We start from the raw sequence: 15,976 nt of genomic DNA, 5'->3' as shown, positions 1-15,976 counted from the left end.
CCCTTATTTGTGCAAAGCCAATTGAATCCGCTTTCTTTTAACGTCCACATCTAGAACCTTGACCACCACTTGTTGATGAAGACTCACATGTTCATTGACATCCTTTACAAAAGTATCGGATAGGTTGGAAATATGGATAAGCCCACTTTCTTTGATTCCGATATCCACAAAACAGCCAAAATTGGTAATGTTGTTGACAATTCCAGGCAATAGTTGACCTTGGTGAAGGTCGGTTATCTCCCTTATATTCTGATTGAAGGTAAAAACCTTTGCCTTTTCCCTGCGGTCCAGACCTGGTTTTTCAAGCTCGCTTAAAATATCCTTTAGCGTTGGGATTCCGATGGTGTCCGTGCAATACGATTTTAGGTCGATGCGTTGTAAAGCCGATTTGTTGCCCACAATCTCAGTTAATGGAACACCTTGGTCTTTCACCATTCGTTTTACAATATCATAACTTTCTGGATGAACAGCAGAGTCATCCAAGGGGTTTTCACCATCTTTTATGCGCAAAAATCCTGCGCTTTGCTCAAAGGCTTTTCCACCAAGGCGAGGGACCTTTTTAATCTGCTCCCTGCTTCCAAATGCCCCGTTTTCATTTCGGTATGTGACGATATTTTCAGCCAATTTCGGCCCAATTCCCGATACATAACTAAGCAAGGGAACACTGGCCGTATTAATGTTCACGCCAACGGAGTTCACACAACTTTCAACTACCGTATCCAGGGAAGATTTTAATTGGGTCTGATCCACATCATGCTGATATTGCCCCACACCAATGGATTTGGCATCAATTTTTACCAATTCGGCCAAAGGGTCGGCTAAACGCCTACCAATCGACACCGCACCTCGAACCGTAACATCATAATTGGGAAATTCTTCGCGCGCAATCTTGGAAGCCGAATAAATGGAAGCCCCTGCCTCACTCACCACAAAAACCTCAATGGGTTTTTTAAATGGGATGCGTTTTACCAGTTGCTCCGTTTCGCGGGATGCCGTTCCGTTGCCAATGGCAATGGCCTCGATTTTATAGGCATCTACCAACGAGCTTATTTTTTTAATGGCTCCAGAGCTGTCCTTTTGTGGTGGGTGGGGATAAATGGTCTCGTTATGTTTTAAATCGCCCTGTTCATCCAAACAAACCACTTTGCAGCCCGTTCTGAATCCGGGGTCAATGGCCAAAATACGTTTTTCGCCCAGCGGTGCACCGAGGAGCAACTGCTTAAGGTTTTTAGAGAACACCTGAATGGCAGCTGTATCTGCTTTTTCCTTGGCTGATTTTAAAAGTTCATTGGAAAGCGATGGAAGCAAAAGTCGCTTGTAGGCATCTGCAATGGCCATTTCAATTTGTTCGGCACAAGCGTTGTTCGATTTGATGATGCGTCTTTCCATCGCTTCCAAAGCGCGGTCATCATCAATCTCGATTTTAACCCGAATGAACCCTTCTTTTTCAGCACGCATGATGGCCAGAAAACGATGCGAAGGACATCGGCTTAAAGGTTCGCTCCAATCAAAGTAATCTCGGAACTTCTGTGCTTTTTCATCTTCTTTCTGAGTTTTGACCACCTTGGTCACAATAAGCGCATGTCGCTCTAACTGATTACGAAGCTGATTTCGAATATCGGTACGTTCATTGATCCATTCAGAAATGATATGTCGGGCTCCTTCGAGGGCATCATCTTCATTCACCACATCTTTACTAAGGTATTTTGAGGCCATAAACTCAATTTCATCATTGTGTTGCGCCATGATGATTTTGGCGAGCGGCTCCAGACCATTCTTTCTAGCCGTTTCGGCTTTGGTCTTTTTACTTTTCTTGAAGGGAAGATAGAGGTCTTCCAAACTGGTAAGATCGGTGCAGTTTTGGAATTTTGCCTGTAGTTCTGGAGTGAGACTTCCCTGTTCTTCCACAGCCTTGATGATGACAGCCTTTCTTTTTTCCAATGCCTCAAACTGCTCTTTGTACTTTACTATTTCGCCAATCTGTACTTCATCCAGATTTCCGGTGCGTTCTTTCCGATAACGTGAAATAAAGGGAATGGTGCAATCTTTATTCAAGAGTGCTACCGTGTTTTCAACATTTTTTTCAGAAAGGCTGGTGTACCGTAAGATGTAAGGAATAAGGTGCATTTAGTTACTGTAAGGTAGTAGCATTACTAATTGAATAATAGTTTATTTTGGACTTTTCTAGCACTAGAAACTCCTTAGAACATATGTATTTTTAGCGGGTAAATATTCGCCCCACAAAATATCATTATGGTATTTGAAAACTGTCTCAGAAAAGATTCTGTCACGCCTATTTTCTTTGAAATTATCAATCTTGTTAAAAGAATTTTCCCCTATTTCACCATCAATATGGTCAAAATCACTATTAAAAAGTCCAGTGAAGTAGATGGATTTATCAGAGGTGTAATAGTAGTAATAGTTTAAAGTCAAATTTAGATTTCCTAAACTAGTAGTTGCCAAAGGAATGCCTCCCATTGGCATCATCATAGGGGCACCTGAAGAAATATTTTTGGTGCCTCCAACGGTAATTTCATAATTTTCGCCATAACGATTAATGGCCAATCCAACATTGGAGGCAAAAACTTTACGTATGAATTTATCTGTACGATCAAATTCTCTATAATTGTCATACATTCCACCTTCTTGGATTATGGGCGTATTATTGATTTTGATTTCCTCAGTTACAAGAATGGAATGTTCTTTTACGGAAACACCAGAATTTAAGTTTTCTATCCTAAAAACCAATCCTCTCTTGGTACAACTAATTAAAAAAACGTTTTCATTGAAGATAAACGAATTTGTCTTTTTCTCATCAGTAGAAATTTTGGCTATTGGTTTTTCAATTTTTCTTTTGCCCCATTCAAAATTTTCAAGGTCAATACTAAGTATTTGGGCTACCTCGTCAAAACCGTCAAATGTAAAATAAGCTTTGTTGTTAAATAGATAAAGTTTGTTAGCATGCGATGCAGCTTCCATTGGAACGGGAATTGATGTATCTATCATTTCAAATGACAAATCCTCAAAAGAGGTCTTTGAAAAAGACAGTTTAGGCTTATCAAGAAGAAGTTTATAAAGTGAAATTTTTCTTCCTTTTTTATCCAAAAAGGCAAAATCCTTAAGTTCCAAAGCGTTTTTTACATATGCTGAAGAATCTTTAAAAGAGTAAAAATTTAAGATGGAACTGTTTTTAGTGATTGTAATAAGAATGAAAGAGCCATTATGATTTAATGCTTGAACGAATACCTCTTCATCAATGGGAAGTGCAATTTCCTTGGATACAACTAATTTTGAATCAAAATCAAAGCTAGTTGCCAAAAAACTGTTTCTTTTATTGTTGGATGAAAAGGAGGTATATTTTTTTCCGATATTATCGATATTGTAACCTAACAAGACTTTATATTTTCTAGGTACTTCTTTAGTAGATATTTCTCCTATTTTTTCTTTGTTTCGATTAAACAAATAAGCAAATAGAGTTTTCGACTCATTAAAAAATAGCGCAAAATCTCCATTCCTTTCATTTACAATAGGTAAGATATCCTTCATCACGTAATGACTATCTTTTAAATGCAATTCTTGTTCCAAAAATATATCTTGGCCAAACAATGGACTGTATAGAAATGAGATTAGACTTAGAGTCAGAAAAACTATTTTTTTATTCATCTATTAAAAACAAGGGGGTTTGTAAAATGCATCTAAAATTAATTGATGGTCTCCCCATTCCCAACCCCATCCTCGTCTGGGTTCATGAAAACAAGTTTGCCGTCAGTGCTTTCCGTCATCAAAATCATGCCTTCACTTTCCACACCGCGGAGTTTTCTGGGTGCCAGATTGACCAAAACGGTTACTTTTTTGCCAATAATCTCTTCGGCTTTAAAGCTATTGGCAATTCCGGAAACAATGGTTCGGGTATCCAGCCCGGTATCCACTTTTAAGACCAAAAGCTTATCCGTCTTTGGCATTTTTTCAGCTTCGATGATGGTGCCCACACGCATGTCCAGTTTGCTGAAGTCATCATACGTGATAGTGTCTTTTTGGGGAATTAGCTTTTTTTCCATGGAATCTGTATTGTTTGTGGCCGACGCATTGGTTTTTTTGGTGGCTTCCAGTTTGTCTAACTGTTGTTGAATTTCGGCATCTTCAATTTTTCGGAAGAGCAGCTCGCTTGGGTTGATTTGATGGCCTGCGGGTAACAATTCATCAAGGTTTGGCACATTATTCCAGTGAGATGGTGAATCAAGTTCAGCATGACGAAGAATCTTTTTCAACTTATCCGAAGTAAATGGCAAAAAGGGTTCACTGAGAATGGCTAGACCCGTGGCAATCTGAAGGGCCACATACATAATAGTTTTTACTCGTTCCTCATCCGTTTTGATGAGTTTCCACGGTTCGGCATCGGCCAAATATTTATTGCCCAATCGGGCTAGGTTCATCAATTCTTGACTTCCTTCCCTAAAGCGATAACGCTCCAACGAATTGGAAAGGATTTGAGGGTAGTTTTTCAGTGCTTCCAAGGTTTCCTTGTCCACGGTCTCAAATGCATTTGGATTAGGAACCACCCCATCGTAATATTTATGTGTCAAAACCGCTACGCGATTGACAAAGTTGCCAAAAATGGCAACGAGTTCGTTGTTATTCCGTGCTTGAAAATCCTTCCAGGTAAAGTCGTTATCCTTGGTCTCTGGAGCATTGGCCGTAAGTGCATAGCGAAGCACATCTTGCATATCTGCGAATTCCTCCAAGTATTCATGCAGCCACACCGCCCAGTTTTTAGAAGTGGATAGTTTGTTGCCCTCCAAGTTCAAAAACTCGTTGGCGGGAACATTTTCCGGTAAAATGAAATCGCCATGGGCTTGGAGCATACTTGGAAAGATGATACAGTGGAAAACGATATTGTCCTTACCAATAAAGTGGACCAATTTGGTGTCCTTGTCCATCCAATAGGGTTTCCAGTCCTTTCCTTCTCGCTCGGCCCATTCCTTAGTGGACGAAATATAGCCGATGGGCGCATCAAACCAAACGTAAAGCACCTTTCCTTCGCCGCCTTGCACGGGAACAGGGATTCCCCAGTCCAAATCGCGGGTCACGGCACGGGGTTTAAGGCCTTCATCTATCCAAGATTTGCATTGACCGTAGACATTGGGTTTCCAATCGGATTTATGGCCTTCCAGAATCCAATTCCGAAGAAAATCTTCGTAACGGTCCAAAGGTAAAAACCAGTGTTTGGTTTTTTTAAGCACCGGAACACCTCCGGTGATGGTGGATTTTGGGTTGATAAGGTCCGTTGCGTTCAAGGACGATCCACAATTTTCGCACTGGTCGCCATATGCCTCCCCATGACCACATCTAGGGCAGGTTCCAACGACAAATCTATCGGCCAAAAACTGTTGGGCCTCCTCATCATATAGTTGTTCGGTCTCTTCCTCAATAAAATCACCCTTTTCATAGAGTGTTTTGAAAAAATCCGAAGCGGTTTTGTGATGTACCTCTGCAGAGGTTCTGGAATAATTGTCAAAAGAAATTCCAAAGTCCGCAAACGACTTTTTAATGATGTTGTGGTACTTATCAATGATTTCCTTGGGTGTAACGCCTTCCTTTTTGGCTTTCATAGAAATGGCCACTCCATGTTCATCGCTACCGCAAACAAAAGCTACATCGTGCCCCTTCAATCGTAAATAGCGAACATAAATGTCGGCAGGAACATAAACACCGGCCAAATGTCCTATATGAATGGGTCCATTGGTGTAGGGCAGTGCAGAAGTTACAGTATATCTGGATGGAGCTTTTGTCTGAGACATGTACGAAATGAATTAAGCCCCAAAAATACTCATTTTACGAGAAGCCAAAAACGGGAATTACGGTAAAAAGGAAACCTCCAATGGGTACAGCCCTAAATTGGGGTGAGGGGATGCACTATTGGAGGCTTTCTGGAAATTGAATTTTTGTGTCGCTTACATGATCATTACGGATTTACTCATACGTTGATCGGCAACGGATATTCTATAAATGTATTTTCCGGTGGATAGGCTGTCGCGCATACGCTCCCTAATATTGATTTCTACAGCGCCCTCCATCATCATTTCGTTAAAAACAGTACCTACTTTTTGCCCCAAAATATTGAAAAGTTCAATGTCAACATGGGCTGCAAAAGGCATTTCCAAATGGATGTGGGGCGCCCGTTGGTTCGGGTAGTATGGCGTGTGCACGATGGTATTCACCAAATCGGGGTCTGGTGGGGTCATGCCATCATCACTTGGCGGGGTATCTGGAAATGTTGGTGGGTCATTGTCCATGGCAATATCCTCAAACTCTTCGCCACTACAGTTAAATCCTAAATCAATGGCTCTGTACTGATATCCCAACAAGTGCTGTTCCACGGCAGTCCTTGGAACGCAAAGCCACTCGGCCAAAACAGTTCCATAAAGGTCCCTGAAGTCCATGGTGTATTCCAAGTTTCCACGGCTATTGGGACTGTCCAGCGCTGGGTGGTCACCCACAAAGGCACTTCCATTTAACCCTGAACCAAAAAAGAGCGTAGGAGCAGCTTTTCCGTGGTCGGTTCCGTTGGAGCCATTTTCGAAGATCCTACGGCCAAACTCGGAAAAGGTCATGCTTAACACCTTTTCATCTTGCTCTGTACAGGCCAAATCCTCATAAAAATTGTTGATGGCAATGGAAAGGTTGGACATCAATCTTTCGTGGACAATGGGCTGGTTACCGTGAGTGTCAAATCCTCCAATGGAAATCATGTAGACTTTGGTTCCCAGATTTCCCTTGATCAATTTGGCCAAAAGTTCCAATTGTCTGGCAAAACCATTGTCTTGGTATTCAACGCATTGTAACGCAGCGCCTCTTTCGTAGGCTTCATGGATTTTTCCGGCATATTCGTAGGTGGTATTGGCCACTCCACGCAAGAAACGTAATTGATCACCGTACATACAGTTGTCGAACGGTGCAGTTTCGATGTCATAAAACAGACCTGTTTCAGCGATTTGCTGCAATTGGTCCACATTATTGGTGACAAAGGCGTAGTTGGTTTCATTTCCTTGAAAGACCAAGTTGGCCAAGTTTCCAATTTGAATGGCTGCAGGTGCTTCTGGCGGGTTGATCAAATAATCTGGGTAGAGATCTTCAAAGTGTCTGCCCATCCATCCAGTAGGTTCACCGCCGAAGCCGGTAGTGTTCAAATCGGTATTGGCAAAAATATCGGACCCTGTAAAGTGGGACAGGCTTTGGTTTTCGTACCCTACGCCGTGAACGGCCTTGAACTGACCTTCGCCCCAAAGAGGTTCCAAGGAACCCATGTAGGTGGGTACACCAAAATCATCGGTAAGTTTTAGGACCTTACTTTCTGGAATGTAGATGTTGGGTCTTGCGTTAGCATAAGTATCATATTGTTGAATGGGGATGACCGTGCTCAGTCCGTCATTTCCTCCCGATAGCCTGATGAGAATGAGAATATTATCGGTTTCTGCAGCGGCAATGGCAGCTGTAAGAGGAGATGGGGCGGATGCTGAAATAAAATGGTTCCCCAAGAACATGGAACCAGAACCTGCTATACCCAGTGCCTGGATAAAGGATCGTCTGCTCCAATTTTTGTGTTCTAAATCATGGCCTTCGTGTTCTAGGCCTTTATGGGGAGATGTATGGTGGGTGTGGTGATTATCGCACATAATGGTAGGGTTATTTTAGTTGAAATTCGGGTTCTCTGGACAAATGACGTAGTAACAAGAAAACTTGTGATGGTCCTGTTTCCCATCCAAGGAGGGTCCAAGAAGGAGTGGTGCCCCCTTCGTAATAGTTTACATCAACGTCGCTTCTAAAGGCAATATAAGCTCGGTCATAGTCTGCATCGGTCAACAATCCTTTTGGGGTAAAAAAGTCGATAATTGGCTTTGCTACCTCATCTGGGTTGTTGCTTGTCTGTCCAGCGGTACCGGATAACGATAATCCTAGATCACGGAATTGTTCTGCATTGTTTTGATAGAACCGTTCAAGATACATTTCAGCGGTTAACCATCGTCCAATAATAAAATTGGTATTGATCCATTGACGGTCGCGTTGCCAACCGGCAACATCGTAAGGATCAAATAACTCTTGGCCAATTAAGGCTGCTGAATCTATCATGTTGTACACCGTGGTATCATCATAGGCAAAGCCAGTCTCCTTGACCATATGTAAGTAAAGGTCAAACGGACTTTTTATGATAACCCCAATGGCAGTTTCGTCAAAAAAGTGTTGACTTTTCAGCAATTGTCGCAGAACGGGAGCAATCTCAAAATTGTTGGCTATGAAAGTTTGCGCCATTCCAGCGATGATATCTTGGGCGTTGCCACCTTCTTCACCAGATGAATCGGGATGAACATAATATTCATACAATTTCATGCAAATGAAACCGGCAATCTCGTTGGCTCTTTCATTAAAAAGGATGTCGATGACATCGTCATAGTTCCAATTTCCGGTTTGCCCTAAAATGGTCTTGTTTTCCGTATTAAAGTCTTCCGGGTTAAAGGTTACTTGTGTGCAGCCTTCTTCGCCTCGCTCAGTATATCCTGATATAGCTTTGGAGGTTTCAATGATATCTTCTTCCGTATACCCATTGCCCTCTCCCAAGGTGAAGAGTTCATAAAGCTCCCGTGCATAGTTTTCGTTGGGATTGTTTCCGCGGTTGCGAACACCATCCAAATAATAGAGCATGGCACTGGTTAAGCCAATCTCATGAACGAAAGTTTTAAAATTTCCAAGGGCGTTGCGTTGAAGACAGTTGACGTAGTAGTACAAAAATTGGTTGCAGTCATACACATCCAACTCAGTCACAAAGTGATTGCTCCAAAAGAAGCTCAACCGATCTCTGACACTGTTGTCCAATAGGGAATTACCATAGGCTGTAGTAAATTCCTCCAACTGGGCACGTCTTAATTGTCTCGCCAAATCGTCATCGGCAGGATAATTGGAGTTGTTCCAATCTGCCCAGGCAGGTGCTGGTAGAACTGGAGCGGCAAGTGCTTGGTCTATAAGGTTGTCAACTAGGGTATCTGCGGTTTGTCCAACAGCGGCGTTAATCGTTTGTACCGAGGCACTGAAACCAAGCCTCCGGTATAAGTGGGCGGCACGTAACTCATCCAATGGAGTGGTATACGGCGCCAACGTTGAGGAATTACAATTAATGAAGTATTCCATAGCAATGTCTGGCGTTAATTAGGTACATAGTTTTGGGGCAACTATATGTTTAGCTAACGTTGGGCGTGGTTCAATTCAGCCAACAAATTACAATCTAAACGCTTTAATCACTGTGAACTACCAAATTTTTCGATGAACTGCACGTTTTTTTCAATATTTTTCCAAATCAATGGGAAAGCATAATGAATTTGGCAAGCAAGGTGAACAACTTGCCGTGGACTACTTGTTTGGGAAAGGGTATAAAATCCTTGCTCGAAATTATCGCTTTGGGAAAGCTGAAATAGACATTATTGCCAGGCAGGGGGAGACTTTGGCCATAGTTGAGGTAAAGTCAAGAAACACAGGGTTCTTGGAAGATATTTCCACTACAATCAACGCCAAGAAACAAGGTCTTTTGGTTCAAGCCGCCGATCAGTATGTCCAGGAAAATAATTTGGATGTTGAGGTCCGCTTTGACGTAATCACCGTCATTAAAAAAGAGGTGAATTTTGAAATTGACCATCTGGAGGATGCTTTTTATTTTTTCTAACCATTTGTTTGTTTTGTAACAATATGTTATTTTTGCGTCAGACCAAACCAAGAAATAATGAAAACAATTTCCGCAGTAGTTGAGCATTACATTAAAAAGAAGCCTTTTCTGCAAACTGCTCTTGCGCAAGGAATTATTAACCTTACTTCCTTGTCCCGACAAATAAAACCCGAAATAGCCGATGCCCTGGGTAAAGATGTAAAAGATGGTGCCATAGTGATGGCATTGAAGCGTCTGTCAGACGATTTAGAGTTCAGAGCTACCCATAGGATTGTAAAAGTGCTCAAGAATATTGGTGAGATTACGGTGCGATCTAATCTGACGGATTATACCTTTTTGGCTTCAGATACCATTCTACAACAGCAAGCCCGTTTGTTGGAAGAAGTAAATGACAATCAAGATGTTTTTTATACCTCTTCACGAGGCGTCAACGAAATCAATATTGTAATCAGCAATATTATGGATGGTGTAGTGGAAAAGTATTTTAAACACGAACGCTGTACCCAGAAAGCGGATGGATTGTCTTCCATTACGGTTAAGCTTCCGGCAGAAAATGTCTCTGTCCCGGGAATTTACTACTTTATCTTCCAACGCTTGGCCTGGGAGGGGATTATACTCTACGAGGTAATTTCCACCACCAATGAGTTTACCATCTTGGTCAATGAGGAACAAGTGGATGTGGCCTTCAAGACCATTAAAGATTTAAAACTGTTGTAGGATTGCTTTCTTTCACAGTGTGTTAGACTAAAATGGCCGCAATACCGTTTTAGAACAAGACACTTTTGGAAGAATGACCAAAAAAAGAATCTTTTTCGGACTGTTGGCCCTTTTGGTGCTCTATTTGTGCTATCTGGCCTATGTTTTCCTCCTTTCGCCAAAGACTAATCTACAATCCATTTACCTTATTCCGAAGGATGCCGTTTTTGTGGTGGAATCGGAACACCCGGTGGAAAGCTGGAAAAAAATCAGTGAAAGCGAAGGGTGGCAACATCTACGGAAGAACGATTATTTCGCAGAGCTGACGGAGAACGTTCAAAAGGTAGATACGGTCTTTCAGAACAACCATAATCTTTTTGAATTTTTTGATGGCCGGGCACTGTTCATCTCCATCCATATGATTTCTCCAAAGGAGTATGGAATTTTCTATGTACTGGATTTAAAGCGCATCGCCAAACTTCAACTGCTAAAAAGTTATTTCAATACCCTGCTCAACGAAGATTACGAATTGAGCAAACGTATCTACCACGACCACGAAATTTTAGAAGTGCACGATCGCAAGAGCAAGGAGACCATGCACATAGCCTTTATCAAAAACCAGTTGATAGCATCGTATACCCATACCTTGGTAGAGGCTTCTATTGATCAATACCAAGAACCAGTCATTGGGCGTAACCTCAATTTTATTGAAATCAACCAAAAAGTGGGGCACGAGGACCTGTTCCGCATGTACTTGCAGTACAATTATTTGGATGACTATATAAAACGGTTTACCAATCAGCCTTCAGATTGGGTGAAACGGGCCAGTGAAAACTTCCTTTTCTCTGGTTTTTATTTTGATTTGGACAAGAACAGTACGTTGGTGGCCAACGGATTTACCAACATCAGTGCTGTCAATGAAAATTACTTGGAGGCCCTTCAAAAGTCGGGTACTGCGGAACGAACCATTCCCCAAGTAGCGCCAAAACGTACCGCACTCTACATCAGTTATGGGTTTGATAGCTTTTCTGAGTTCTACAAGAATTTTGAAATGGTTCAGCAAAATGACCCCAAAAAGTTTGAAAGTTACCAAGCTGGTATTGAAAAAGTAGAGAAGTTCCTTAAAATCGATGTCAAAGAGAATTTTGTCAGTTGGATTGGGGATGAGGTGGCCCTTTTGCAGATTCAGTCCCATATTTCCAAAGGAAAAAATGATATGGCGCTAGTCTTAAAAGCGAATGATTCTGAAAAAGCCAAAGAAAATCTGGATTTTGTACTGGAACAAATCCGAAAAAAGACGCCTGTTAAGTTTAAGGCGGTGAACTATAAGGAGCATGAAATTAATTTTCTTTCCATAAAAGGCTTTTTCAAGATTTTGCTGGGAAATCGGTTTGAACAATTTGACAAACCCTATTTTACACAGATTAATGGCTATGTCATTTTTAGTGATAACCCCAACACCTTAAAAAGTATTATTGATAATGTTGTGGCTGAGAAAACCTTGTCCACTTCCGATGAATTCAGAAAGTTCAATGATCGTTTTAAATCCGAATCGACCGTATTTGTCTATAGCAACATTCCTGTACTTTATAATAATATGTATGCCTTGGCGGATGCTACTACCAAACAGAAAATGAGAAAAAACAAGGATTTCATCATTTGCTTTCCCCAAGTTGGGTTTCAACTCACCCCTGAAGACAACTTGTTTGAGAGTCGATTGGTGCTGAACTATCAAAATGTGGAGGAAGTCAAGAAAAATGCCCAGTTCGAGGAAAAGATTCAAATGCAAAATCCTAATACCTCAAACTCAACGGAAATCACCGATGCCATTTTTGACCTAAAACCCATTTACCCCACCGATTTAAATGCAAAATCCTTCAGTAGAAATTACGCCAATGGGTCGCTACGGTTCGAGGTTGACCTAAAGGATGGGCTAAAACACGGTCGCTATACGGAATACTACTCAGACGGCACCGAAAAAATAACAGGACGTTTCCGAAATGATGAACAGGTAGGTATGTGGCACTACTATAATGCCGAAGGGAAAATGGTCTGGAAAAAACGGTTTTAGTCGTTTTTCAATTCCGTCAAAAGGTCATTCAAGTCCAAGGATTTAGTATACATATCCAAAGAGCCATCCTCTTTTTGTGGCCAATCTTTTTTGGGTCGGTCCCAATAGAGTTCCACACCATTTTCATCGGGGTCGTTCAGGTACAGTGCTTCGGAAACCCCATGGTCGGCTGCACCGGTCAAGGAATATTCTGCCTCCATCAATCGGTTTAGGATAGTGGCCAAATCTTTTCGGGTAGGATACAAAATGGCCGTATGGAATAGTCCAGCAGCCCGTTTTGGGGCAGGTGGTGCTCCTTTACTATGCCAGGTGTTCAATCCAATATGATGATGGTATCCACCCGCTGAAATAAAAGCGGCTTGGTCGCCGTAGCTTTGGGTAATCTCAAAACCCAAAAGCCCACAATAAAAATCCAAGGATCTTTGTAGGTCAGATACTTTTAGGTGCACATGGCCAATTCTGGTTTGGACCGGAACGGAATATTGAGGCAATTTTTCCATAATTCAATAGCTGAAATGCAAAGGTAGCCATTGGGACGATTTCAATAACAATTATTACCTTCAGGCGATATAAAACATATCCCCATGAAGCAATTTTTACAACTCTCCTTTCTTCTTTTGCTCGTTTTTGGTTCGAATTCTGCGGTAGCCCAGGAATTCTATTTTCCAACGCGCTACGAGATTTGGAAAACCGCCGAGAAAAGTCAATTTAAATACAATGAGAAACAACTCGATACTGCTATTGAGTTTGCCCAAAACAATGAGTATTCAGGTTCCCGGGATTTACGTCAGGCCATTTTGGAGGGATTCAAAAGAGAACCGTTTCATGAAATTTTGGGACCTACAAAAAAACGGGGAGGTCCTGCCGGAATGATTATTAAAGATGGATATCTTCTGGCCTCTTGGGGCGATACACAGCGGGTGGATATGACCTTTAGCGTCACCAAAAGCTTTTTATCTACCATGGCAGGACTGGCTCAAGACCAAGGATTAATCAAAAATGTAAAGGATAAAGTTGGGGATTATGTTTGGGATGGTACGTTTGATGGTGCCCATAATTCCAAGATTACGTGGGAGCACTTGCTACAACAAAACTCAGATTGGTCTGGGGAACTGTGGGGCGGTAAGGATTGGGCCGATCGTCCGCCCAGTGAAGGTGATCTAGACGACTGGAAGTTTCGGAAGCTCAACGAACCGGGCACTGTGATGGAATATAACGATGTTCGCGTAAATGTACTGGCCTATGCTTTGACGCATCTCTGGCGAAAACCATTGCCCTTGGTGTTGAAGGAGGAGTTGATGGATAAGATTGAGGCGACCCCCGCATGGCGTTGGTATGGTTATGATCATGCTTGGACTGTAATTGATGGGCTGAAAATGAAATCCGTGACCGGGGGAGGACATTCTGGAGCAGGACTGTTTATTTCTACCGAAGATATGGCCCGTTTTGGCTTGTTGTTCCTCAATAACGGAAAATGGAAAGACCAACAACTGGTCAGTGAAGATTGGATCAAAAAAGCTACGCAGCCTTCGGTGCCCAATGTAAATTACGGGTATATGTGGTGGTTGAACCAAAAAGGCCCCCGCCATTGGGAAGATGTGCCCGAACATGTATTTTACGCAGCCGGATTTGGCGGCAATTTTATTGTGGTGGACCAAAAAAGCGGATTGCTTATCGTGACGCGATGGTTGGAGCCTTCACAAATTGGGGATTTTGTAAAGCAGGTGTATCAGGCTTTTTGAACAATTCTATGATTTTCCTCTTAGGTTGGCAAAGGAGGTGGAATTATTTCTATTTGTTATTCTTAATGTCAAGAAATTTTTCCATATTCAGATGAATGATACTCCAAGAATGGTCATCTAGGTCTTCTAGGGTTCGAACTTTCATAAATCCTTCATCACGAATTGGAGTAGGCTCATTTCCACCTGCATGTATGCCTTTTTCAACCATATGGTTCAGAAGTTCCACACTATCAACAGGCAATGTAAATGAAGCGGTTCTACTGTTTTTAGGATTTGCAATGGTTTTGTTGTTCCCAGAATTGAAAAAGGTAAAGGATTGCAGCATCACATAAACAGCATCGCCCCACTTCATGCATTTTTGGTTATCACCCGAAAACAATTCATAATCGGAAAATCCCAATTCCCTGTAAAAAGCTTGGGAAGCCTGAAGCTCTTTTACCGGTAGGTTTATAAAAATCTGCTTCATTCACGTATGGTTAAGACATGGAATGCAGACCAAACATATTCCCTTCTGTATCGGTTCCAAGGGCAATAAAACCATATTCCCCTATAGAAAATTTAGGCTTGAACACTTTTCCACCGGCTTTTTCAATTCTGGCTTCCTCAATACTACAATCCTCACTTCCAAAATAAACCAAGGTACTATTGCCTCCTGCGGCAAAACCTTCCATTTTGCAGAGTGCGCCGCCAGCGCCAAAATTGTTCATCTCGTTCGGAAAGAATTTCATGGTCAATCCTCCTTCATCGGAAGGCATAGGAAGATTATCAAATTTGATATCCAGAACAGTTTCATAGAATTTTTGTGCACGGGCCATATCGTTCACATAAATTTCGAACCACACAACGGGATTGGGTTTTTGGTTTTCCATATTTCAGTTTTTTGTATTTATTAAATGGTATAAACTTTACTTTGGTAATTTGGACATATCCATATGCAGCATTCCCCAACGATGTCCATCTAGGTCGATAAAACCCATAACATACATCCAACCTTCCAATTCCGAGGGTTCTGCGTATACAGTTCCGCCAGCATTCTTGACCATTTCGGAAAACTCGTCTACATATTCACGGGTAGGGGAGTCAAGATTCAAGTATGCTTCGGTACCTTTGGAAGTATCAGCGATGGGGTTTCCGGCAAAATGGGCAAAACGTTCTTCAGGAAAGAGCATCAACACCGTTTTGTTTTCATCAAGATAGAAACCGGCATATTCATCGTTCTTTGGTTGATTCTCGGTTTCTTGAAAGCCGAGGCGGTTAAAGAATTCTTTGGATTTTTTCACATCTTTTACAGGTAGATTTATCCAAAACGTCTTTACTTTATTGGTTTTCATATTGCTCTATTTGATTTTCGTAAAATAGGATTTCATTTCTTTGATCCTGGGATTTTTAAACCCGCGTAACGTATACACATCACAAAAAGCATAGGCAGCAGGATTTCCATTTTGGTCTTGGGAATGAATAACGCCGTTCACCGCGGCAGTGTTTCCGTGGGTAATGATTTTATCGAGTTCCAGGCCACATTCAGACTGTACCATGGATTCAATTTCTTTTTTGAATTCTTCCATGCCATTTATGGTTTTATCCCCAAACATTGTCCATTGGATATCCTGGGTCACACTTTCAGCAATAAATTGGGTATCCCCTTTGGCGAAAGCCTCATTAAATTTCCTTAAAAATTTTCCTTTTTCTGTCATGAGTATCAATAATTTATAGCTACCCAAATATATGGGGAACAAAACAGTCTACTCATGTGTGAAA

The 15,976-nt window shown here is 41.7% G+C and carries 14 protein-coding genes; 4 read left to right on the top strand and 10 right to left on the bottom strand.

What is annotated here, in order from left to right:
* Positions 1-3 precede the first annotated feature (3 nt).
* The 5 genes from ACFOWS_RS14655 to ACFOWS_RS14635 all read right to left on the bottom strand — a co-directional run bounded on the left by ACFOWS_RS14655 (position 4) and on the right by ACFOWS_RS14635 (position 9,180).
* Positions 4-2,127 (bottom strand): Tex family protein, encoded by a 2,124-nt coding sequence (locus ACFOWS_RS14655; protein ID WP_379766029.1) that lies wholly within the window; start codon positions 2,125-2,127, stop codon positions 4-6.
* Positions 2,128-2,190: 63 nt separating this feature from the next.
* Positions 2,191-3,585 (bottom strand): hypothetical protein, encoded by a 1,395-nt coding sequence (locus ACFOWS_RS14650; RefSeq protein ID WP_379766026.1) that lies wholly within the window; start codon positions 3,583-3,585, stop codon positions 2,191-2,193.
* 116 nt (positions 3,586-3,701) lie between these two features.
* Positions 3,702-5,798 carry a methionine--tRNA ligase gene (metG, locus tag ACFOWS_RS14645; RefSeq protein ID WP_379766023.1) on the bottom strand — a complete coding sequence of 699 codons (2,097 nt, stop codon included), beginning with the start codon at positions 5,796-5,798 and terminating at the stop codon, positions 3,702-3,704.
* A 153-nt stretch (positions 5,799-5,951) separates the two neighbouring features.
* A complete protein-coding gene (locus ACFOWS_RS14640; RefSeq protein ID WP_379766020.1) occupies positions 5,952-7,673 on the bottom strand; it encodes a DUF1501 domain-containing protein in 1,722 nt (573 codons plus the stop codon).
* Between the two features lie 10 nt (positions 7,674-7,683).
* Complete coding sequence (locus ACFOWS_RS14635; protein ID WP_379766017.1) at positions 7,684-9,180, bottom strand: DUF1800 domain-containing protein; 1,497 nt, start codon at positions 9,178-9,180, stop codon at positions 7,684-7,686.
* A gap of 169 nt (positions 9,181-9,349) precedes the next feature.
* Between ACFOWS_RS14635 and ACFOWS_RS14630 the strand changes: the two genes are divergently transcribed.
* From ACFOWS_RS14630 to ACFOWS_RS14620, 3 genes are all read left to right on the top strand, one after another.
* Positions 9,350-9,709, top strand: coding sequence for a YraN family protein (locus tag ACFOWS_RS14630; protein ID WP_379766014.1), 360 nt, complete (start codon positions 9,350-9,352; stop codon positions 9,707-9,709).
* A gap of 57 nt (positions 9,710-9,766) precedes the next feature.
* Positions 9,767-10,426, top strand: coding sequence for an aspartate kinase (locus ACFOWS_RS14625; RefSeq protein WP_366586656.1), 660 nt, complete (start codon positions 9,767-9,769; stop codon positions 10,424-10,426).
* Positions 10,427-10,499: 73 nt separating this feature from the next.
* Positions 10,500-12,476 carry a DUF3352 domain-containing protein gene (locus ACFOWS_RS14620; RefSeq protein ID WP_379766011.1) on the top strand — a complete coding sequence of 659 codons (1,977 nt, stop codon included), beginning with the start codon at positions 10,500-10,502 and terminating at the stop codon, positions 12,474-12,476.
* Here the strand turns inward: ACFOWS_RS14620 and ACFOWS_RS14615 are convergent.
* Positions 12,473-12,976, bottom strand: coding sequence for a VOC family protein (locus tag ACFOWS_RS14615; protein WP_379766008.1), 504 nt, complete (start codon positions 12,974-12,976; stop codon positions 12,473-12,475). The genes ACFOWS_RS14620 and ACFOWS_RS14615 overlap by 4 nt on opposite strands.
* 84 nt (positions 12,977-13,060) lie before the next feature.
* Here ACFOWS_RS14615 and ACFOWS_RS14610 point away from each other — a divergent pair, with 84 nt between their 5' ends.
* On the top strand, positions 13,061-14,218 hold the full coding sequence (locus ACFOWS_RS14610; protein ID WP_379766005.1) for a serine hydrolase domain-containing protein: 1,158 nt from the start codon (positions 13,061-13,063) through the stop codon (positions 14,216-14,218).
* Positions 14,219-14,267: 49 nt separating this feature from the next.
* Here the strand turns inward: ACFOWS_RS14610 and ACFOWS_RS14605 are convergent, their stop codons facing one another.
* The 4 genes from ACFOWS_RS14605 to ACFOWS_RS14590 are packed head-to-tail and all read right to left on the bottom strand — an operon-like array spanning position 14,268 to position 15,912.
* A complete protein-coding gene (locus ACFOWS_RS14605; RefSeq protein WP_379766002.1) occupies positions 14,268-14,684 on the bottom strand; it encodes a VOC family protein in 417 nt (138 codons plus the stop codon).
* 10 nt (positions 14,685-14,694) lie between these two features.
* The gene (locus ACFOWS_RS14600; protein ID WP_379765999.1) at positions 14,695-15,087 is read right to left on the bottom strand and encodes a VOC family protein; all 393 of its coding nucleotides are present in this window, start codon (positions 15,085-15,087) and stop codon (positions 14,695-14,697) included.
* A gap of 36 nt (positions 15,088-15,123) precedes the next feature.
* Positions 15,124-15,549 (bottom strand): VOC family protein, encoded by a 426-nt coding sequence (locus tag ACFOWS_RS14595; RefSeq protein WP_379765996.1) that lies wholly within the window; start codon positions 15,547-15,549, stop codon positions 15,124-15,126.
* Positions 15,550-15,555: 6 nt separating this feature from the next.
* Positions 15,556-15,912: a nuclear transport factor 2 family protein gene (locus ACFOWS_RS14590; RefSeq protein ID WP_379765994.1), complete on the bottom strand. Its 357-nt coding sequence runs from the start codon at positions 15,910-15,912 to the stop codon at positions 15,556-15,558.
* Between the last annotated feature and the right edge of the window lie 64 nt (positions 15,913-15,976).

Origin of the sequence: Flagellimonas marina, assembly GCF_042651185.1 — a bacterium.
Lineage (GTDB): Bacteria > Bacteroidota > Bacteroidia > Flavobacteriales > Flavobacteriaceae > Flagellimonas > Flagellimonas marina.
This window is presented reverse-complemented; position numbering and strand designations above follow the sequence as displayed.